The organism is Vibrio sp. 1167, assembly GCF_033340375.1.
Taxonomy (GTDB): Bacteria; Pseudomonadota; Gammaproteobacteria; order Enterobacterales; family Vibrionaceae; genus Vibrio; species Vibrio alginolyticus.
In genome coordinates, this window is record NZ_JAWOWK010000018.1 from 1 (window position 1) to 21197 (window position 21197).

Here is a 21197-nt window from a genome sequence, read left to right on the forward strand (position 1 = left end):
GCAACACTTTCTCCGTGGGGTCAAAGTCATCTAACAGCAACACTTTCTCCGCGGGGTCAAAGTCACCTAACAGCAACACTTTCTCCGTGGGTCAGAACGTGCCTAACAGCAACGCTTTCTCCGTAGGTCAGAACGTGCCTAACAGCAACGCTTTCTCCGTAGGTCAGAACGTGCCTAACAGCAACACTTTCTCCGTGGGTCAGAACATGCCTAACAGCAACGCTTTCTCCGCGGCCAACATAGTTATTTATGACTATGTTGGCCACTTTAAGGTTATTTAACGCCAAAGGTAAAACCTAGGCTTGTTTCGAACCAGATGGGATCTGAAACATCAATAGCGTAACCTTTAACATCAGATTTCAGTTTTTTAAGCTCAGTCAGGTGAGCTTCAATGTCGCTACTGTCATAATGCTTATTCGCATATTCTTCAGTCCATTCGATCAAGCTATTAATAACGCTCACAGCAGCTTCAACTTCACAGTCGAAGTCAGCAACGTTCGCACTGTTTAGCGTTCCTTCATCGTCATAAACATAAATCACAATGTCTTCCAGCTGGAATGTGAACGAGTGACCTGATGAGCAAGTGCCATCCCAAGGCGTTTCTGGGGTGTCTGTGTCTTGTGTGACAGGTCTTCCACAGGTAGGGCAAAGAGGGCGAGTAAGATCAGAAGTGTATGTGTAAATTGTCATCGGAAATTCTCCGGTTTTGACCTTGACGATATGTCCGGCCTTTGAGATATATAATAGGGCATTTTACCCTAATTTGTCAAGTTGCATATCAATAAAAATCCAATAATTACAGTTATTTATTGACGATTTTTGGTTTGATGGGTTATATAAAAAATCTTTTCCCTGGAGTAAATATCTCTTTTAGATAAGTTGTTTTATAAATAACTTTTAACAGAGTGGTTAAGTATCAAACAAAGCCAGTAATTGTTGACCTATTGAAACTTGAGGGAGCTGCTTAGTCTGATGATGCAGTCTTGCTTAGAGTTGTGATTGTTCTCAACAATAAGGTTATTGATCTGATTTACCCTTAGTGTTCAAATGCTCAATAGCATTGATAATAAAAAAATAATGCTTTTCCACTTACATCTTCCTTTCGATTTCTATTTTTCCGTAAATACTTGTGACGGCTGGATCAAAAACAGCACGAGCACTATTGTTTTTATTAGGAATAAAGTTCATATCGTGAGTAAGATATTCGATAAACTGTAATTTGTTGAAACTCATGTTAGAGTGTGCTTTCGCTATCATTAATCGGAGTGTGGCTAACCTTTAATATGGAGTTAAAAACTTTAGCGGCTAAAATTGGCCTAAAGAGGGGCAGTTGGTGTACAACTACATTTTTTTTACCAATGTGCTAAAAATCTTAGATGAACGGCACATGACTAAATCAGAATTAGCAGAACGATCAGGGGTGTCTATATCGTTCTTATCTGATTTAACTACGGGGAATGCAAATCCTTCATTGAAGGTATTAGAAGCAATAGCGTCAGCTCTTGAAACACCGCTACCGCTTCTATTGGAATCTACGGACCTTAACAAAGAATCTCTTGAAGCCTTGGCGGGTGGTAAAGTATTAAGTAGTCTTCCTCCTGGCTACGAAAGGGTTTCTGTTATCTTACCTGAGCACAAGGCATTCCAGGTTAAGAAGTGGGGCGAAGAAACCAGATTAAAGCTCCAACAACTCAATTCCTCTAGAAAGTAATATCCATCCCTAATACTAATATTTTAGCGGCTAAATTTTAGCTGCTAAATTTAGCATCCCTTCATACACAAAATTCCACTATTTATCCTTCTTTTCAATATGGTTATCTCCATTTAAAAACGTGACTGCGCTCGCGTGGCGTCTCACTCGCAAGGCAAAAGGTAATTTTCTTTAAATTCTTTTGTTGTGTTTAGTTGCACATGGCTTAATTTCGGTATATCGTATGTTCAAGAAACGGATTTACCGAATTCAACTAAGTTTAAAGGCAATTGAATGCAACCTAACGAATCGACAGGCTCAGTAAAAGACAGAGCAAAAAGAAAGCTAGAAAGGGACATGGGTTCTGAACTACTAGCAATCTTTAATGATCCAAAAACCGTAGAGTTGATGCTCAATCCTGACGGCACAGTTTGGGTTGAAAAGCTAGGTGAAGATATGCAGTGCATCACCACACTTAGACCAGCTCAAGGCCGAGCTATTATCGAAACCGTAGCAGGTTTTCATGGCAAAGAAGTTACTTCATACACTCCGAATTTAGAGGCTGAATTTCCCTTAGATGGTTCTCGCTTTGCAGGGCAACTAGAGACTGTGGCAGTAGGTCAGGGTCCGTCATTTGCCATACGTAAAAAAGCGGTGAGCATATTCACGCTTGAACAGTATGTAGAAAACGGAATTATGACTGCCGCTCAAAAAGATTCTTTAGTGAATATCATTTCACAAAAGAAAAACATTCTTGTCGTGGGGGGGACTGGTTCCGGTAAAACCACACTGGCAAACGCCATTATTCGTGAAACCGTCGAACAGTTCCCTAATGACCGCTTCATCATCATTGAAGACACCAGTGAAATTCAGTGTGCCGCGAAGAACTATGTTCAGTACCGCACCTCTGAAACCGTCGATATGACCAGCTTATTAAAAACCGCATTAAGGATGCGACCTGACCGAATTCTAGTCGGTGAGGTGCGTGGTCCAGAAGCTCTCGATTTGTTAATGGCTTGGAATACAGGTCATCCAGGTGGCGTTGCCACAATACATGCGAACAAAGGCCCTTCTAGTGGTCTTGGGAGGTTTAAGTTCCTTATAACAATGCACCCTAAAAAACCAGACCCAATTGAACCGTTTATAGGCGAGGCGGTTCATGCGTTGGTGTACATCGCCAAAAACAAAAAAACCAACACTAGGGCCGTCGAAGAAATTATCGAAGTGTCCGGTTATCAAGATGGTCAATACGTGACCGAAACCTTATCAAACAAACCTATCTAGGAGTTATACAAATGCAATTCTCTCTATCAAAAATCCGATTCGACCGCTCGTCTATGTTCTACCTGGGCTTGTTTGCGTTGATGTTCTTAGCAATGGCGCTTCAACCTGCAATGGCATCCGAAGGCACTGGCGGCTCACTTCCTTATGAGAGCTGGCTAACTAACCTTCGTAACTCTGTTACTGGTCCTGTGGCGTTCGCTCTTTCAATGATTGGTATCGTTGTTGCGGGCGGTATTTTGATCTTCGGTGGTGAACTAAACGCCTTCTTCCGCACACTGATTTTCCTTGTTTTGGTAATGGCAATGCTTGTAGGTGCGCAAAACATGATGTCTACGTTCTTCGGTCGTGGTGCTGAACTTGCTGCGCTTAGCGAAGCTGTTATTAACCAAGTTGGCGGCGCGGCTTCTCGTGTTGTTAACGGTGTACAGGCGGCTTAATTATGGCTTTGCGCACGATCCCCATTCGTAGGGCTGGCAACAGAGCGAACTTGTTCATGGGCGGGGATCGTGAGCTTGTGATGTTCTCTGGTTTGCTCGCTGCCGCACTAATTTTTAGTGCTCAAGAAATTAGAGCAACTGTATTCGGTATTTGTCTTTGGTGGGGTGCGCTTTTTGTGTGCCGACTAATGGCTAAATCAGATCCTAAATTGCGTCATGTGTATCTGAGACACCGCATATACAAAGCGTACTACCCAGCACGTAGTACGCCCTTCCGTGAAAATACATCAGGCCAAGGGAAGCAATACAAATGATGATTCAATCTATTTCATTCGCCATTGCTGGCTTCGGTGCTTTGTTGTTACTAATCCTATTCTCCCGTGTCCGTGCGGTTGATGCTGAATTGAAACTCAAAAAGCATCGCTCTAAAGATGCAGGATTGGCTGATTTACTTAACTACGCTGCCGTTGTCGATGATGGTGTAGTGGTATGTAAAAACGGCGCATTTATGGCGTCATGGCTTTACAAAGGAGAGGACAACGCAAGTAGTACCGATGCACAACGAGAAATGGTGTCCTTTCGTATAAATCAGGCGCTTTCTGGTTTGGGTAGTGGTTGGATGGTTCACGTTGATGCTGTACGCCGTCCATCACCAAAATATTCAGATCGTAATTTATCTGAGTTTCCAGACAAGATTTCAGCTGCTATTGACGAAGAACGCCGCCAACTATTCGAAGGGTTGGGAACTATGTATGAGGGCTATTTTGTGCTCACTTTAACCTGGTTTCCTCCAGTATTGGCTCAGCGAAAGTTTGTTGAACTTATGTTTGATGACGATGCGGAAATTGTTGGTAAGAAAGAACAAACAAAGGGCCTGATTAATCAGTTCAAGCGTGAAATAACCGCTATTGAAAACCGTCTATCCAGCGCTGTTAATCTGAGTCGTTTGCGTGGTAACAAAATTACAAATGAAGATGGAAAAACCATCACTCACGATGATTTCTTGGGGTGGTTACAGTTCTGTATTACGGGCCTTAATCATCCTGTGACATTGCCTAGCAATCCTATGTATTTGGATGCGTACTTAGGCGGTCAAGAAATGTGGGGGGGTGTTGTTCCTAAAGTCGGTCGTAAATTTGTTCAGGTCGTAGCGATTGAAGGTTTTCCTATGGAGTCATATCCAGGAGTGCTTTCTGCTCTTGCTGAATTGCCTGTTGAATATCGCTGGTCATCACGATTCATATTCATGGACCAACACGAATCACTAAGACATTTAGACAAGTTCCGTAAAAAGTGGCGCCAGAAGATTAGAGGTTTCTTTGATCAGGTTTTCAACACTAATAACGGCACTGTAGATCAAGATGCACTATCAATGGTTCAAGATGCAGAGGCCGCAATTGCTGAAATCAGTAGTGGTGTTGTAGCTGCGGGTTATTACACAAGCGTTGTCGTCCTAATGGATGAAAACCGCGACCGACTAGAACAGTCTGCCCGCCAAGTAGAAAAGTCAGTAAACCGTCTTGGTTTCGCAGCTCGTACAGAAACTATCAATACTCTGGATGCTTACTTGGGAAGCCTGCCAGGTCACGGTGTCGAAAACGTTCGTCGTCCACTAATTAACACTATGAATCTGGCCGACTTGCTTCCAACAAGCACTGTTTGGACTGGTTCAAATAAGGCTCCTTGCCCAATGTATCCATCATTGGCGCCAGCACTAATGAACTGTGTAACAAGTGGTTCTACTCCGTTTAGGTTAAACCTGCACGTTCGAGATTTGGGGCACACTTTTATGTTTGGTCCAACAGGGGCGGGTAAATCAACGCACTTGGCATTAATCGCAGCTCAGCTGCGCAGATACAAAGGCATGTCTATTTATGCTTTCGACAAGGGTATGTCTATGTACCCATTAACAAAGGCTGTCAATGGATTACATTTTTCTGTTGGTGCAGACGATGACCGCCTAGCGTTCTGTCCATTGCAATTCTTAGATAGCAAATCAGATCGCGCATGGGCGATGGAATGGATTGATACCATTTTGGCGTTAAACGGGGTTAATACCACTCCAGCTCAACGTAACGAGATTGGTAACGCAATCCAAAGTATGTACGAAAGCGGTGCGCGTACACTGTCTGAGTTCTCCTTAACAATCCAGGATGAAAATATCCGTGAAGCGATGCGCCAATACACAGTAGATGGGGCTATGGGTCATCTATTGGACTCTGAACAAGATGGATTGTCTTTAACGGATTTCACAACATTTGAAATCGAAGAATTGATGAACCTGGGCGAGAAGTTCGCACTGCCAGTATTGCTTTACCTATTCCGTCGTATCGAGTGCAGCCTGAAAGGTCAACCGTCCGTCATTATTTTAGATGAAGCATGGCTAATGCTAGGGCATCCAGCTTTCCGTGAAAAAATTCGAGAATGGCTCAAAGTTCTTCGTAAGGCGAATTGTCTGGTTCTTATGGCAACACAAAGTCTGTCTGATGCGGCCAACTCTGGAATCCTAGACGTTATTGTCGAGTCTACTGCAACCAAAATCTTTCTTCCTAACGTGTATGCGCGTGATGAAGATACAGCGGCTCTTTATCGTCGAATGGGCCTCAATAGCCGTCAAATCGACATTTTGGCAACCGCGGTTCCTAAACGTCAATACTACTATGTTTCGGAAAATGGGCGCCGTCTCTATGACTTAGCTCTTGGCCCGCTTGCATTGTCGTTTGTAGGGGCTTCTGACAAGGAATCTGTAGCAATCATTAAACAGCTTGAAGCTAAGCATGGTGAAAAGTGGGTTGATGAATGGTTAGCAAGCAGAGGCATAAATATTAATAACTACTTGGAGGCCGCGTAATGAGCTTTTCCGACACACTAAAGGGGCTGATTTTCAAAAATCCCGCGCCAGGTTATCAATCAGAACCGACCGTTGAGAAAGAAGAAAAACAGGGTAAACGCCAAGAAGAAACTGAAAACCCTTATCTGACTGCCCGCCGTACTTGGAATGAACATGTGGGTTCAGTGGTTTCAGCAAAGCAGACCTGGCAGGTTGTGGGGATCTTGTCCCTGCTAATTACGTTGGCCGCTGTTGGTGGTGTGATTCACATTGGTAGTCAATCAAAGTTCGTCCCTTACGTAGTTGAAGTGGACAGCTTAGGTCAGGCTCAAGCAGCAGGACCCGTCACAGCTTCTTCAATGGCTGACCCGCGAGTTATGGGTTCGACGGTTTCAAAATTTATTGAAAATGCTCGCTTGGTGTCTCCAGACGTAGCTTTGCAACGTAAAGCTGTTTTTGGTGTTTACGCCCATTTATCACCGAAAGATTCAGCGACCATAAAAATGAATGAATGGCTAAACGGTAGTGCGGATTCAAGTCCATTCAAACGTGCCGCGAAGGTAATGGTAAGTATTGATATTAAATCAGTCATGCCGCAAACACCGACAACGTGGCAAGTCGATTGGGTGGAAACAGTACGAGACCGACAAGGTGTTAAACAAGGTGAACCCGCTCTAATGCGCGCATTAGTTACTGTTTACACCGCAGATACTTCAACGCAGACCACAGAAGAACAGATGCGCAATAACCCGCTGGGTATTTACGTTCGTGACTTCTCTTGGTCACGCCTGCAATGATTACGAGGCTTAAACCTATGAACAAGCAATTATCAGCTGTAATTCTTGGCACTGCGCTGTTAGTGCCTTCTCTAGCAAAAATCGCCAATGCGAACGGTCTAGAAGATAAATATTTTTCAAACAATAACCCGACTTTAACGCAACAAGAACGCCAAGCATTGGCTATTGCCAAAAAGTGGCAAGCGGGAAATGGTAACGGGGGTATTCGCCCGTTCTCTGGCCGTAACGGTTCGATACAGTATGTATTTGGAGTGCAATCACCAAGTGTTGTATGTGCTGTTCTGCAAGTTTGTGATATTGCCTTACAACCAGGTGAATACGTCAATTCAATTCAGTTAGGTGATACCGCTCGTTGGAATGTCGAACCAGCAATTTCCGGTACGGGTGCAGCGGAAACACAACACTTGTTAATTAAACCGTTGGATGTGGGCCTAGAAACAAGTCTAGTCGTCACTACAGACCGCCGTGTTTACCACATTCGCTTGCGTTCACACCGCAAAGAGTACATGCCTCAAGTGTCTTTCACATATCCCGAAGATGCTTTAGCTAAATGGGAAACAATTCGAACCCGTGAACGTCAACATCGAGAAGATAATACGATCCCTTCTACGCGAGAATACCTGGGCGATTTGTCTTTTGATTATCAAGTTTCTGGCTCAGCCGCTTGGAAGCCTGTTCGTGTGTTCAATGACGGTCACAAGACCATCATTCAAATGCCAAAGGCAATGCAACAGGCAGACGCACCAACGTTATTAGTTGTTCGAAATGATGGCGGTTGGTTCAGTGATGCTGAAACCGAAATGGTTAACTATCGAGTTCAAGGAGATCGTTACATCGTTGATACGGTGTTTAAGAAAGCGATTCTTATCTCTGGTGTTGGTAGCCGTCAAGACAAAATCACTATTACCAAAGAGGGCAAATAGTCATGCGTAAATTACTTGCCACAGCAATTTTTTCCCTAGCCTTGGTAGGGTGTGCATCGCACACCCCTTATGGGAACTTTGTAGAAAATCCAACCGGATTGAATCAACAAAAAATAGCAAACGATACTATTGAACAAATCACATCATTGTATCCACCTGCTAAGACTCGTTTTGAGATAAAACAAGCGACTCCTGATGCTTTTGGTACGGCTTTAGTTCGAGGGCTGAGAGATAAAGGTTACGCCCTCTTGGAGTTTGACCCTGAAACCGCTAAAGCGGCTCAAAGAACGTCCTCGCGACCTAATGAGTCAGCGCCAGAAGTAAAGGTAAAAACACCTGTTCAGCAAGGTTTTGGCCTGCCTATCTATTACGTGTTTGATCAGTTCTCTGGCACAAATATGTACCGAGTAACCGTCATGGTAGGCAATGAATCAATCACTCGTCCCTACGCCCAAGAAAACGGCACTGTTGTTCCTATGGGTTATTGGGTCCGTAAGGAGTAGTTCGATATGAGCGATAAAAACGATCAAATGTCTCCTGACGCTTCACCTGGTGACATGTCAAAAAAAACAGGCGTTCGCCGTGTTAATAATCGCCCAGTGATGATTCTTGGCGGTGTGCTTGGCTCTTTTTTACTGGTAATGATGCTAGTTGCCGCAGACCGTTCTGAGCAGCAGAATGCGCCAGCAGAAGGACAAAAAGAGTTTGCGGGCAATACATCAATGTTTGCCGATGAAATTGCAGGCACTCAAGAGGATGGTTTTATTCCCGCGGCACAGCCTCCTGTAATACCTGATTTAGAGGCGGGCGTTCAAGAATCGGAAGAAAGTACAGCTGAAAGCACAGCCAGCACAACCGCCGTTACGGTAGCTCGTCCAGCTAATCCAGACTTGCCACCAACGCCACCGCAAAACCCAACGCTAAATAGTCCAGAAATGGATGATGAAGCCCAGCGTATCCGTATGGCTAAGCTACAAATGCTACAAGAAGCTGTCAGCGCAAGAACAGGCGTTCAGGCGGTAGCTCCGCGCAGCAGTAATTCAGCCCCGGCTCCAGGTTCTCGCCCTGAGACTCGTAAAGAAATGCTCGCAGAAATTGCGCGTGTTCGTAGTCAAACGGCATCGCTCCGAAGCACTGACCCTAATGCAGTGTACCAAGAAGGATTAGCCCAAGCTCAGAATAGGAATAGAGGCGGCGGTTTTGGTGGCAGTTCATCAAACAGTGCGCCAATGCTCATGCAAACGTCAGCTCAAGGTGGTGCTAATGGATACGGAGAGTTTGATAGTAATGGCGGCGACCGTTGGCAGCTTAATTCACAAATGCAGGCGCCTCGTACACCTTTCGAGCTAAGAGCTGGCTTCGTAATTCCTGCCACGCTTATTTCAGGTATCAACTCAGATCTTCCAGGTCAGATTATGGCCCAAGTGTCTCAGAACGTTTCCGATACCGCGACAGGGAGTCACTTGTTGATTCCGCAGGGTTCTCGCCTCATTGGTTCTTATTCTAGCGATGTAGCTTACGGACAAGAGCGCGTGTTAGTTGCTTGGCAACGGATCATCTTTCCCGATGGTAAAGCAATGGATATCGGATCAATGCCAGGCGCGGATTCAGCAGGTTATTCAGGTTTCCACGACCAAGTAAATAACCACTATGTGCGTATCTTTGGTTCGGCTTTCTTAATGTCAGGTATCACAGCAGGTATCACATTAAGCCAGGACAACGACAACAGCAGCGATGGTAACGACCGTCAACGTGCAAGTGATGCGCTAAGTGAAGCTCTAGGCCAGCAGCTAGGACAAGTAGCTGTAGAGATGATCAGAAAAAATATGAATATTGCGCCGACTTTGGAAATTCGTCCTGGTTATCGCTTCAACGTAATTGTTACCAAAGACATGACTTTTTCTAAGCCATACAGCTCATTTGATTACTAACGCCAGGAGATAATGAAATGAAAACAAAAGGAAGAATTTTAGCCGCTAAAACTGTGCTGGTTGTCGCAATGGCAACGGGCTCGGTCGCTACTCTGATAACACAACCAGTGCAAGCAGGTATCCCTGTAATTGACGGTGGTAACTTGGCTCAAAATATTGTGACAGCGATGCAGGCTGCGGCACAAACGGCCAAACAGATTGAACAGTATCGCACTCAATTAAGTCAGTACGAAAACATGCTGCAAAACTCGTTGGCCCCAGCTGCTTATATTTGGGACCAAGCACAATCGACCATCAATGGCTTAGTGCAAGCAACGAATACACTTCAATATTACCAAAATCAGCTTGGGAGCTTAGATCGTTATCTTGGAAAATTCCAAGACGTTGCGTATTACCGTAGCTCGCCTTGTTTCTCAAATTCTGGTTGTAGTGAGGCTGAATGGTCAGCAATGAATGAGAATCGCCGCCTGGCGTCAGAATCCCAAAAGAAGGCTAATGATGCTTTGTTTAAAGGTTTAGAAAAGCAGCAGGACAATATAAAAGACGATGCTCGCCAGCTGCAACGACTCCAATCAACAGCGCAAGGGGCGCAAGGTCAACTAGAAGCTATTGGTTATGCCAATCAGCTCGCCAGTAACCAAACTAACCAACTGTTACAAATCCGTAGTTTGCTGATTGCTCAACAGAACGCAGTAGCAACCCGTATGCAAGTTGTGGCCGATAGAGAAGCGCAACACCAAGCCTCAGCTGAACAGCTCCGAAAAGGAAGCTACACACCAAGCCCAGCGCGTACCTGGTAAGGAAAATGATGAAATTTAACAAATTACAAGCACTAGGAGCCGTCATTCTGACGGCCCTATTAGCCGGATGTGGTGACGAACCCATGCCAGAAGTAAATGATGTGAATTGCACTATCAGCAACATCAAGAAAATTGAAAACCAAGAGACAAAAAAGGAATTTGCAACTAAGTGTCTACGCCGTAGCAGCACTGGTGACGGTGAACTCAAATCTAGCCCTAAAAAAGAATGGTAAGGAACTAATATGAAACTGCCAGCCAATCTTAAAATCGTTATGCCTGTGGTCGTCTGGTTGGCGTTTTTGATTGCCACCCCAGCTCATGCAGCAATCGACAACTCAGGCTTACTTGATGATGTACTTGCTCGCTACTCTACAGCCGCGGCCAGCTGGGCCAGCATTATCGTCGATGCGGCTAGTTGGTTATTTTGGACTCTAGCTGTTATTTCGATGGTGTGGACGTTCGGACAAATTCTTATACGCCAAGGAGGATTAAGCGAGATTTTTGCTGAGTTGATCCGATTCACTGTGGTTACAGGTTTCTTTTGGTGGCTACTTACAAACGGACCTAATTTCGCATCAGATATTTACGACTCTTTAAGAGAGTTAGCGGGTAATGCAACTGGCTTGGGTATGGGGTTATCACCATCAGGAATTGTTGATATTGGCTTTGCCATTTTCGACAAAGTTCTAGATCAATCCTCTTTCTGGTCGCCAGGTGATTCGCTCGCAGGGATTTTAATGGGGGCCGTTATCCTCGTTATCCTGGCGTTAATTGGTATCAATATGCTGTTACTGCTTTGTGCTGGTTGGGTGCTTGCCTATGGTGGTGTGTTCTTCTTAGGGTTTGGCGGTTCTCGCTGGACCACAGATTTTGCAATCAACTATTACAAAACTGTCTTAGGTTTGGGTGCTCAATTAATGGCTATGGTGCTCCTGGTCGGTATTGGTAAAACATTCCTCGATGACTACTACACGGCTATGAGTGAAGGTATCAGCCTCAAAGAAATGGGCGTGATGTTGATTGTTGCTGTAATTCTCTTAGTCCTCACAAACAAAGTCCCTGCAATGCTGGCAGGTATTATCACAGGCGCAAGTATTGGCGGTGCTGGAGTTGGGGCAATGGGCGCAGGCGCCGCTATGGGGGCGGCAGGTATGGCAATGGCCGCAGCTGCAACGGGCGGCGCTGCTATGAGCGCAGGTGCTTCAAATATGGCAGGTGGTGCTCAAGCACTTATGGCCGCAATCAACAAAGCAAACGAGAACGTATCAAACGGCACAGACGTTATGTCCAGTCTAAGTGGCGCCATTGGCGGGGGTGGGAGTGCAGACAGCAGCGAAGCTGGCACTGGAAGTTCACCTTTTGCCGAAGCCGCAGGTTTCGCTGATTCTTCGAGTCCTAGCAGTATTGAAACTGGCTCAAACAGTTCAGAAAGCTCTAGCAGCAGTGAAACACCTTCAAGTGATAGCCAAAAATCGGGCGGTTTCATGGCTGGGGCAAGTAAAGTTGGTCGTGTAGCTGCCGACACTGGCGCCAACTTAGCCAAAGGTATCGGTTCCGTTGCTAAAGCTAAATCAGACAATATGAAATCAAAAGCTATGCAGCGTGTCGGTGACACTGCGGGTGGTAAAGTCGCCGCAGCCATTAAAGCACAAGGCCAAGGTAGCGGCTCTGATAGCGAATCCCCTTCTTTCGACAATAACAGTCTAAGTGGCGGTAGTGGCGGTTGGGTCAATCAAACAGGTGGCTTCGATGCACTTTCCAGCGAAGACCAAGACAAGGCCCGTCAATCACACGCGGATTGGCAAGCAAGTAACCCAGATAAAAACACGTTTGATGTGGGTGAATATGTTTCTTATGCGCAAGAACGTCAGCAAGAGCGCAACGAAGAAGTTGCTAGCTTTGTAAACAAAGATCAAACAGCTTAACAAGGAGAAATTAAAGATGATTAAGACAAAAAAACAAGCAGGAAAACTATTGGTTGGCCTTAGCCTCTTTACTGTTGCTCTTACCTTTAATGCGCCAGCACAAGCAGCTTCACAAGATGAATGTTCGATTTGGCTATGTCTCCCTTCGGGCTTTCCTGGTGGTTGCGGTGCTGCGAAAAGTGCCATGAAAAAACGCATTAAGAAACTCAAGCCTCCGCTACCAAGCTTTACTTCATGTGCTGTAAATCCACCATCAGGAAGTGGTAGCCATATGTCTTCACAGCATGGATACGCAGCGTTTATTCCATCGCACCAAGTTTGTTCACAGTACCGCTATGGGGGTGACAGGAGGCGTTGTGTGAGCTGGGAAACTATACCGGACCAGTACATCAAAGGGACCCGTTGTCGACGTGATAGGGATGGTTATAGAACCCCCAAAGGTTGTACTAGAACTGAACGATTCGCTGAGGTTTATATAGAAAATGAGTTGGCTGGGCCGACTTACTACTGGTAAGGAAATACGTCATGTTACCGTTTATTGCAGATATGCCACCTTTAGAACAAGAGCGCGTTGTGTGCTCAATTTCAGCAGCTGCCAAATATGAAGTACCAGCCAACATTGTTTTGGCCGTGGCCGAAAAAGAATCAGGTAAACCAGGGCAATGGGTTAAAAACTCAAACGGTACGCATGACGTTGGTTTTATGCAGTTTAATACAGCTTATTTACGCGATCTTAAAAAGTATGGCATTACCGCAGAGCATGTAGCAGCGTCCGGCTGCTACCCTTTCGATCTCGCAGCATGGCGACTTCGCGGGCATATCCTAAAAGATTCAGGGGACCTTTGGACTAGAGCGGCTAACTACCATTCACGGACGCCAAAATACAATCAAATTTATCGTGCTGACTTGATGAAAAAAGCGATCAAGTGGGCTGATTGGCTGGATGAAAACTTTACCACTGTTGATGTGACAGCTCAGGGGGGTAAAACCCCAAGTGATAGCAACAAGATGCGCAAAGTATTGGAAGAAGCGGCAAAAATAGAAGTCAAATATAACCGTTCTGAACGCCAAGAAAAGAAGGGGACAGTTAACGCTTTAAAAGCTAAAGGTTATGTCCCTAGAACAATCTCGTTTAATTAGAGGTAGCGTAATGAATAGCCCAACAGTGAGCGCAAAAGCAGCGTTAACCATGCCTAAAATCATCATTTCGAACGGCACAATTGAAGGTTTGAAATTACTCGCCCTTATTTTGATGACTGGCGATCATGTTAATAAATACCTGTTCAATGGCACCTTACCTTATTTATTTGAAGCGGGACGATTGGCAATGCCAATATTTGTCTTTGTCCTGGCGTATAACCTCGCTCGACCAGGACAATTAGAATCCGGCGTATATGGCCGGACAATGAAACGTCTCGCTACATTTGGCATTATCGCTTCTGTTCCGTTCATGGCATTAGGGACCGTTTACGGGGGTTGGTGGCCGCTAAATATTCTCTTTACACTTTTAGCTATTACGGCCACTACATATTTCATCGAGAAAAAGCAGTTTTTCTTTGCCTTCTTAGTGTTCGTAAATGCAGGAACTGTGGTCGAATTTTGGTGGCCTGCCATGTTATTCGGGGTGGCAGTGTGGTCCTATTTAAAACAACCTTCTATTTATACAGCAGGGGTAGCAGTCCTGGCATGTGCTGCCCTTGGTGTTATCAATGGCAATATGTGGGCGCTGGCCGCATTACCAATCCTGGTTAGCTCCACAATGTTTGATCTTAAAGTTCCTCGTACTCGTTGGTTTTTTTACGTTTTTTATCCGTTACACCTCGGCGCCCTTTGGCTTATCAGAATCCCAATGAGTAATGCCGGTTATTTATTTTTTTGATTTTGGAGTATCGAGTTATGCGCAAATCAATTTGCACTTTTTTAGCTCTCAGCTGTTTAGCTTTCACTGTCCCTGCAATGTCAGGAACAAACGACTACAACAATTACAACAACAATAACGCAATGCGTGAAGTTGTATCGAGAACGGTATCTGTATCGTTCGGGGAAAGTAGCACCAGGTTTCGTCCTGGGCCTGTTGCGAAGGTAATGCTAGAAACGGCTCTTGATGCCTCAATGATCACAATCAACGGTAGAACAAGCACTAACAAGCCAAGTAAACGAGACGAAAACCTAGCGCTTGCAAGAGCGGTTTCAGCTCGAAATTATCTAGTTGCTCAAGGTGTATCACCGCTGAAAATCATGATCAACTACGTTTCAGCTGATGACTATTTAACAGAAAACTGGACGCCAGAAGGAAGACGTATCAACCAGCGCGTCGATATAGAAATGATTTATGTCCCTACCTACTAACTAAAGAGAGGTGTTTACTATGTCTGCCTTAAAGGAAACAAAAGAACTGTTATCAATTGTCAGCAACCAGAAGGGGGTCATCCCAGGATGGATGTGCAAAGACGCTTCTAAAAAGCTCGATGGTGACAAACCTAATACAGAACGCGCCGAAGCGATCATTAAAAAGCTCAATGAAAGCGAAAAGCACCCAGCTTTAGCGGCTAAAGTTCGAAGCGCTGAAAAAGAAATTGCACAGCACAAAAATCTCAACCAGGACCAACCCCAAAAACGCAGTATGCGAATGTGATTTATTGACCTAACGATCAAATCAATCAGTTGCATATTAGTTATGATGTTTGGAATCGAATGATTTCAAACATCACTACCAAACCAAAAAAGGATTTCTCATGAAAAAGTTGGCAATTATTTCTACTTCACTATCAATTCTACTATCAGGTTGTGCAGGGCTAGAAAAAAGCATTAATGATTTCAATGAATCAATGGCATCAATGAGCGATGGATTAACTCCTGAACCTGTCATGGTGACGGACACCGCGGGAAGAATATGCCAAGAGGCTCAAAAGAATGAACTAAGGGCAGAAAATGCCTACGTAGGTAAGGGCATTGTTGTTCAGGGGGTTATCGCCAGTAACTTTACAACTTATAACGCTTTTTCTAAAACATTTACCGTTACTAAAAACGATGAAATCAGCTATTTGGTTAGCAGTGAAGGTATCGACACTAACAAGCTCAATAAAGGTGACGCAATCAACCTAAAAGGGGTTATCACTGCTATTTCTACTGCATATCCAGGGTGCTCAATTTACGTCTCTAAGCCAGGTTATAACAACAACCAAGCAAGTTAGGGGAGGGTAGTCGTGTTCATTTTAAGAGTTCTAAACCTTTCTTGGACTGTTGCAATCGTAAGGCCCGCGACAGTGCTATTTATTTTCCTCTTGGCAGCTATGGTTCTTTCAGGAGGTTCAGAAGGGTTTTCCCGTTCCTTTTTAAACAACATTAAACACGTTGTATCGCTTGGCCCAGCTCCCCAAGGATTTATTAATTTGGAGTCTTGCGATGACGAACGGCTAGAAATTCAAAACATTGAAAAAATGCCCCGAACCGTAAATTGTGAAAACTTAGTAGTAGTACAAGTGCCAATGGATAAACTATCTAAAAAGTTCGGGGAAGTATTGATTTGGTGCTATTTTTCTGCGGCAATGCTTGGCAATTTAGTTGCGTTTCTATTCAATGGATTTAGCAAACCTTGGGGGATAGGTCCTGCTAGGACAATAAATAATTTGAGTGCGTCAAGATCATCCGAGGGAGAATAATATTTCATGAATTTCTTAGAACTATTTTCAGGTGCTTTAGCTCAACTACGGTTCTTAATACCTTTAATAGTTATGCTGATTATCGCTTATATATTTAAGAGTCGATGGTTTAAAGGTATGTTTGGCGAGTATTTGGTAAACAAACTATTGTCTCAGTTACCAAATCCAGACTACACGTTGGTAAAAAATGTAACCTTACCCACAGAAGACGGAACAACTCAAATCGATCATATTGTTGTATCTAAATTTGGTGTCTTCATCGTTGAAACGAAAAATATGCGCGGCTGGATATTTGGTTCAAAAAGCCAAAGACAATGGACTCAAAAAATATATCGTCATACTTCTAAGTTCCAAAACCCACTCCATCAAAATTACAAACACATCAAAACTCTGGAGTCGTTATTAGGCATAGATTCATCAAAGTTGCACTCAGTAATTGTTTTTATCGGTGATAATACGTTCAAAACGGATATGCCTGACAATGTTACTTACGCCCGCGGTTGTCTGAACTACATCCAACGTTTCTCACAGCCTGTATTTTCAGAGACTGAGTACAATCAAATTATCGAAGCCATAAATGAAATCAAACTAAAGAGAGGCGTTGTTACAGACTTAAAGCACAGGCGGCACGTTAAAGAGTTGGTTGCAGCAAAAGAAAAAGGCCGCTAGATAGTGGCCCTTTTTTCAAGCTTTTTTTTGTACTCAGCCCATATACGCTTAACCTGGCTTGTACTACACCCAGCAAGCCGAGCAGTTTCCTCAATAGTGTGATTTGGACGTAAAGAAAGGATAAGTTCATGTTGTTTGTGATTAGCCTTTCTTCCCTGGTACTTACCTTTTTTCTTTGCAAGCTCAATACCTTGCTTTTGCTTCTCTCGTCGGTCCTCGTAATCATCCCTAGCCATTTGCAAAGCCAATTTTAGTAATAGTTCCTGGACTGACTCCAATACAACTTTGGTAACACCACTGGCGCCAGAAACTAATTCTGTGAGGTCTACAACGCCAGGGACAGAAAGCATTGCGCCTTTGACACGAATTGAATCAATCAGCTTTTCAGCTTCCGGTAAAGGCAGGCGACTAATGCGATCTATTTTTTCAGCTATGACCACTTCACCAGGTTGCAAGTCGTCAATCATACGAAGTAATTCAGGGCGGTCTGAACGCGCTCCTGACGCTTTTTCTCGATAAACCCCAGCGACATAGTAACCAGCCGATTTAGCGCCCTCGATGATTTGTTCTTGGCGTTCTAAATCTTGTGATTCGGTACTAACTCGCAAATAGACCCTGGCTACTTTGTTAATTGTCATCATATATTCAAAATACCGATTTAATGTTTTTTCGACGTTTACGCGCTTCAACCTCTCTATTAAAGGTTTCCAATGTTTCTATTAGGTGCGCGTATCGTGTTTCTACATTTGAATACTCACTACTTTTAGTTAGTTCGAGAAGGTTTGCTACTGCGTCTTTAATTGGCACTTTGGCTACCCAAGAATCTTTCTCAAACGAAAATTCCCACGCTTGATTGAGGTATTCCTCTAAAGACCTTTGAGCCTTTTCGCGCATAGTCCAAATATGACGCTGCCTAAGCGTATGATCACTGTCCAGGTAGTGATTCTCGATATTATCGTTAATGTCTAACTCCCAAGATTCGGGAATGTTACGCATACGTGTAAAGTGCGCCGCAGTCACCCATAGACAAAGCTGCTCTTTGGTGAAAATATCACTGTCTGAGTTCAGAGATTCCAAGACCTGAGTGGCGTATTTACTGCATTGGGATTTAATGTGCGCCAGTTCTTGAGCCTTGCGCTTTTCAATGCGAGCTTTCTTCTCTTTGATATGTGCAAATTTATGCTTGGCTTGACTCAAAGCTTGAGCCGCAACTTTCATAGCTTCGATTTCTTCTGGCTCAAACAGTTCTGTTGCTAATGGGTTCTCGATAACTTCTTTAAGCAAGCCGTTAGAAAGCTTTGTCAGTGCCGTTTGCTTTTTTCGAGCACGCTCAGAAGTCCAGTATTTAGTAAATTCCATATCAGACATTACTTTTCCTCTCTGATTTATTCTTATTGAAAGTCTCAAAAACTGTGATTATACCTACTTGTACTGTCCACTATCGAACTTGCTTAATATCATCTTCGGGACTTGCTAAATTCGCAGCATATAGCATTCTGCGCCATGCGTTCGCATCAATTTCTCGGTGTTCTTTTTTATCGCTTGCAGTTTCCCATTTACGAACAATAGAACAACCTTTGGGACTTACCGTCTTACCAAGAAAATAGCCAAGTTTTGCTTGAGACAAACCAAGATAAACTCGCAGCCATTTTATTTGCTCTGGTGTCGGTGAAAGATAATCAGGATCACTCAAAGGCAAAGTGCATTGAGAGTTCATTAGATCATCTAGCGTCATTTGCGGTTCAAAGCCGCTGTATAGTGTTTTATCTTCACTCATATTAACAAACCCTTAGAGCGCGACACAGTGTGCCGCGCAGTCATAACTAAATTATCCCATGCTCAGAGAACGCATAAGTTTCTTCAACACTGACCACGATGTGATCCAAAGTACGAACATCAACCAACTCCAAAGCGTCTTTTATTCTTCGTGTAATACGACGATCAGAACTAGATGGGGTTGCAACACCTGACGGATGATTATGAGCCAGGATCACAGCTGCGCCATTGTGTTTGAGAACGGATTTTACAACCTCACGCGGATATACAGAGGCACTATCAATCGTTCCCTGAAAAAGCTCTACGGCTTCAATTAGTCGGTGCTGATTATCGAGTATTAGCAGCATGAAAATTTCACGCTCAGATGTAGCAAGTCGAGCCTGGCAAAAGCCTTTAACTAGATCAGGACTGGTAAAGGCATCACAAGTTTTGATTTTTTTTGCAAAAATAGCGGCTGCTTGGTCAATGATGCTTTGTTCTTCTGGTGTAAACATTGCGTTTCTCCATTTATAGGTCATGGAACATTCCCGACCTTTCGTAAACAATTATACCGCCCCACTGTGGCGGCGTCTACTTTTTTTTAATCTATTTCTTCATTATTTCCAATGTGTAATAAGACTTTAGGGCTAACGCTCCACTCAAAAATTGTAACTATTCACCCACGAGCTATTGACGACGGTTTACGCTAAAAATACTGGTGCCTGATAATCAACTTTCAACATGTGATGTTCGACGATTTCACGCAGCCATTTATAAGCAGAGACCTGCTGAAGTTTGGCGGTTTCTATCAGCGAGAACATTCGTTCGCGGAACTGGTCGCCTCGATATGAGCGAGTCACGTAACAACACTTCCTCATCAGTATGTAATTACGGAGAACTCGCTCCGCTGCGTTGTTTGTTAACGGGCACTCGGAGTCGTCCATAAACCGCCAGACCATGGCATCATCAGCGATGAGGTTTCGACATCTACCTCGATATCGTTTTGAGCATTGATAACTACCCAATTTGAGCCAATGAAGCCAGCTCTTTCGTAATCGCCTGAGTCGCCGGTAATATTGGCTTTCGGTAATTTTTTCTTCGATATATCGGTGATGACACCTGAATACGCTATGAGCGATTAAAGCGAGTTTTTCTCCGATTTTTTGGTTTTCAGGACAAACGCTCTCCTCGATAGCGATGACGTTCCTTAATATGTGAGCCCAGCATAATTGGCGCTTAGATTCGTCGATATATTTGTAGGCAGAATATTGGTCAGTCACTAAAAGGTGTGAAACCGCTTCACCAAGTAGTCGTTTGGCAGCATGTTGGTTTCTTCCACTGTTAATTTGGAAAAAGGCTACGTCATTGCTGAGTGCGGCCCACATCCAGCGTTTATCATTATTGCGCTGATGTGAAGTCTCATCAGCCATAATCAGTTTAGATGCTTTTACTGTGTCATGGATTTGAGTATGAGTATCAGCTAAGTATTCAGTGACTCGTCCTTGCGCCGCAGATATTGCACCTGTTGAGAAGTTTAGCTGGAAGACGTCTTTCAGCATAGATTGTATTTTACCTATGCTTTGGTGGTGCTGCGTCGCTTGGATTGCGATAAAGCTATGTAGATTTGGCCCCATTTGAACATCGGGCACAGACTCTGGAAGCTCCGCTTGGTGCTTATCACCACACCATGAGCACTCGCCTTTAAAAATTTGATGTTCAACAAGCGTGTATGAGATATCTGGCAAGTCAAAGATTTGGTGTCGTTTATAAGGTTTTCTATTTGGAATAACACACCCACCGCAGTGGCATATCTTATTCGGTAAGTATTGCTCAACCGAGGCACTGTCTTCAACAGGGTGAAGCAGTCGGCGATGGCCTTTATGACCTGGTTGAGCTCCTTGCTTTTTTCCAGATTTCTTCCGATTTGGCGAAGTATTCTTAGCTTTATTATGCAGGGGTTGTTGAGATGATGGCACAGAAGAGTTTCGACTATTTTGATTTAGTCGGTCTTCAAGCTCTGCCAGCTTATTCCATAAAAAGTGTATGATGTCTTTCGCCTCTTCAGGCGAATCGAAATCTGGCGGTGGAGGTAATGTTTTCTTATTCATACCTCCAGATTGCCACCACAAAAAGATCACTCAAGTTGAATGTGGGATCAAGTTAACTCAGTCACATAAATTTGCTGTCAATAGCTCCTGGGTGAATAGTTACCAAAAATTGATAGCATTTACTTTTGGCGTAAAAACAATCATGTGTCTTTTTAAGAGGTGTTCATTTTAGGTATGCTCTATTTACCTGGTGAATGTTGATAGGACAATATAAGTGAACATCGAGGCTATTTGACCAATTCAATTTAACCAACCCAAATTAGCTAGGTTAGGTTATTTTCTAGCAGCTAAAAGGAATAAAGCTATTGGATTTCCTTCCTGGCGTAATTTTCATCGAGTATAGACACCTATATCTATGGCAGCTGTGGCCGTCATAGACATAAATG

Annotated in this window: 26 protein-coding genes; 20 read left to right on the forward strand and 6 right to left on the reverse strand. The window is 43.9% G+C overall.

Annotation, left to right across the window (positions count from 1 at the left end; all coding sequences use genetic code 11):
* Positions 1-273: 273 nt before the first annotated feature.
* Positions 274-690, reverse strand: coding sequence for a hypothetical protein (locus tag R7Z78_RS22185; RefSeq protein ID WP_012774843.1), 417 nt, complete (start codon positions 688-690; stop codon positions 274-276).
* A 643-nt stretch (positions 691-1333) separates the two neighbouring features.
* Between R7Z78_RS22185 and R7Z78_RS22190 the strand changes: the two genes are divergently transcribed.
* The 20 genes from R7Z78_RS22190 to R7Z78_RS22285 all read left to right on the forward strand — a co-directional run bounded on the left by R7Z78_RS22190 (position 1334) and on the right by R7Z78_RS22285 (position 16948).
* Positions 1334-1711 carry a transcriptional regulator gene (locus R7Z78_RS22190; protein WP_012774845.1) on the forward strand — a complete coding sequence of 126 codons (378 nt, stop codon included), beginning with the start codon at positions 1334-1336 and terminating at the stop codon, positions 1709-1711.
* Positions 1712-1984: 273 nt separating this feature from the next.
* Positions 1985-2974, forward strand: coding sequence for a P-type conjugative transfer ATPase TrbB (gene trbB, locus R7Z78_RS22195; protein ID WP_012774846.1), 990 nt, complete (start codon positions 1985-1987; stop codon positions 2972-2974).
* Positions 2975-2985: 11 nt separating this feature from the next.
* Positions 2986-3411, forward strand: coding sequence for a conjugal transfer system pilin TrbC (gene trbC / locus R7Z78_RS22200; RefSeq protein ID WP_012774847.1), 426 nt, complete (start codon positions 2986-2988; stop codon positions 3409-3411).
* Positions 3412-3413: 2 nt separating this feature from the next.
* Positions 3414-3725 (forward strand): conjugal transfer protein TrbD, encoded by a 312-nt coding sequence (locus R7Z78_RS22205; protein WP_012774848.1) that lies wholly within the window; start codon positions 3414-3416, stop codon positions 3723-3725.
* Positions 3722-6262: a VirB4 family type IV secretion/conjugal transfer ATPase gene (locus R7Z78_RS22210; protein WP_225492228.1), complete on the forward strand. Its 2541-nt coding sequence runs from the start codon at positions 3722-3724 to the stop codon at positions 6260-6262. Before R7Z78_RS22205 ends, R7Z78_RS22210 begins: the two co-directional genes overlap by 4 nt.
* Entirely contained in the window at positions 6262-7038 is a 777-nt protein-coding gene (locus R7Z78_RS22215) for a conjugal transfer protein TrbF (protein ID WP_012774850.1), read from the forward strand. The genes R7Z78_RS22210 and R7Z78_RS22215 overlap by 1 nt, the downstream gene beginning before the upstream one ends.
* 17 nt (positions 7039-7055) lie before the next feature.
* Positions 7056-7961 carry a P-type conjugative transfer protein TrbG gene (gene trbG / locus R7Z78_RS22220; protein WP_169628991.1) on the forward strand — a complete coding sequence of 302 codons (906 nt, stop codon included), beginning with the start codon at positions 7056-7058 and terminating at the stop codon, positions 7959-7961.
* A 2-nt stretch (positions 7962-7963) separates the two neighbouring features.
* The gene (locus R7Z78_RS22225; protein ID WP_012774852.1) at positions 7964-8464 is read left to right on the forward strand and encodes a TrbH protein; all 501 of its coding nucleotides are present in this window, start codon (positions 7964-7966) and stop codon (positions 8462-8464) included.
* A gap of 6 nt (positions 8465-8470) precedes the next feature.
* Complete coding sequence (locus R7Z78_RS22230) at positions 8471-9892, forward strand: TrbI/VirB10 family protein (protein WP_012774853.1); 1422 nt, start codon at positions 8471-8473, stop codon at positions 9890-9892.
* Positions 9893-9909: 17 nt separating this feature from the next.
* Complete coding sequence (gene trbJ / locus R7Z78_RS22235) at positions 9910-10692, forward strand: P-type conjugative transfer protein TrbJ (protein WP_012774854.1); 783 nt, start codon at positions 9910-9912, stop codon at positions 10690-10692.
* 5 nt (positions 10693-10697) lie between these two features.
* Positions 10698-10925, forward strand: coding sequence for an entry exclusion lipoprotein TrbK (gene trbK / locus R7Z78_RS22240; RefSeq protein WP_086959606.1), 228 nt, complete (start codon positions 10698-10700; stop codon positions 10923-10925).
* A gap of 9 nt (positions 10926-10934) precedes the next feature.
* Complete coding sequence (gene trbL, locus R7Z78_RS22245; protein WP_169628992.1) at positions 10935-12617, forward strand: P-type conjugative transfer protein TrbL; 1683 nt, start codon at positions 10935-10937, stop codon at positions 12615-12617.
* 16 nt (positions 12618-12633) lie between these two features.
* Positions 12634-13131 (forward strand): conjugal transfer protein TraL, encoded by a 498-nt coding sequence (locus tag R7Z78_RS22250; protein WP_086959604.1) that lies wholly within the window; start codon positions 12634-12636, stop codon positions 13129-13131.
* 11 nt (positions 13132-13142) lie between these two features.
* Complete coding sequence (locus tag R7Z78_RS22255) at positions 13143-13757, forward strand: transglycosylase SLT domain-containing protein (protein WP_012774857.1); 615 nt, start codon at positions 13143-13145, stop codon at positions 13755-13757.
* Positions 13758-13767: 10 nt separating this feature from the next.
* Positions 13768-14496 carry a TraX family protein gene (locus tag R7Z78_RS22260; RefSeq protein WP_165761827.1) on the forward strand — a complete coding sequence of 243 codons (729 nt, stop codon included), beginning with the start codon at positions 13768-13770 and terminating at the stop codon, positions 14494-14496.
* Positions 14497-14513: 17 nt separating this feature from the next.
* Entirely contained in the window at positions 14514-14966 is a 453-nt protein-coding gene (locus R7Z78_RS22265; protein WP_012774859.1) for an OmpA family protein, read from the forward strand.
* A gap of 19 nt (positions 14967-14985) precedes the next feature.
* On the forward strand, positions 14986-15252 hold the full coding sequence (locus R7Z78_RS22270) for a hypothetical protein (RefSeq protein WP_169628993.1): 267 nt from the start codon (positions 14986-14988) through the stop codon (positions 15250-15252).
* Positions 15253-15352: 100 nt separating this feature from the next.
* The gene (locus R7Z78_RS22275) at positions 15353-15811 is read left to right on the forward strand and encodes an OB-fold protein (RefSeq protein WP_169628994.1); all 459 of its coding nucleotides are present in this window, start codon (positions 15353-15355) and stop codon (positions 15809-15811) included.
* A 12-nt stretch (positions 15812-15823) separates the two neighbouring features.
* Positions 15824-16279: a hypothetical protein gene (locus tag R7Z78_RS22280; protein ID WP_169628995.1), complete on the forward strand. Its 456-nt coding sequence runs from the start codon at positions 15824-15826 to the stop codon at positions 16277-16279.
* Between the two features lie 6 nt (positions 16280-16285).
* The gene (locus R7Z78_RS22285; protein ID WP_169628996.1) at positions 16286-16948 is read left to right on the forward strand and encodes a nuclease-related domain-containing protein; all 663 of its coding nucleotides are present in this window, start codon (positions 16286-16288) and stop codon (positions 16946-16948) included.
* Here the strand turns inward: R7Z78_RS22285 and R7Z78_RS22290 are convergent.
* The 5 genes from R7Z78_RS22290 to tnpC form a co-directional block, all read right to left on the reverse strand.
* On the reverse strand, positions 16945-17586 hold the full coding sequence (locus R7Z78_RS22290; RefSeq protein ID WP_012774862.1) for a recombinase family protein: 642 nt from the start codon (positions 17584-17586) through the stop codon (positions 16945-16947). The two genes, R7Z78_RS22285 and R7Z78_RS22290, sit on opposite strands and share 4 nt — an antisense overlap.
* A gap of 7 nt (positions 17587-17593) precedes the next feature.
* Positions 17594-18316, reverse strand: a complete 723-nt coding sequence (locus R7Z78_RS22295; RefSeq protein ID WP_012774863.1) for a hypothetical protein — start codon at positions 18314-18316, stop codon at positions 17594-17596.
* Between the two features lie 70 nt (positions 18317-18386).
* On the reverse strand, positions 18387-18725 hold the full coding sequence (locus R7Z78_RS22300) for a helix-turn-helix domain-containing protein (protein ID WP_012774864.1): 339 nt from the start codon (positions 18723-18725) through the stop codon (positions 18387-18389).
* 46 nt (positions 18726-18771) lie between these two features.
* A complete protein-coding gene (radC, locus tag R7Z78_RS22305) occupies positions 18772-19218 on the reverse strand; it encodes a RadC family protein (protein ID WP_086959602.1) in 447 nt (148 codons plus the stop codon).
* Between the two features lie 186 nt (positions 19219-19404).
* Positions 19405-20811 (reverse strand): IS66 family transposase, encoded by a 1407-nt coding sequence (gene tnpC, locus R7Z78_RS22310; RefSeq protein WP_169628997.1) that lies wholly within the window; start codon positions 20809-20811, stop codon positions 19405-19407.
* Positions 20812-21197 lie beyond the last annotated feature (386 nt).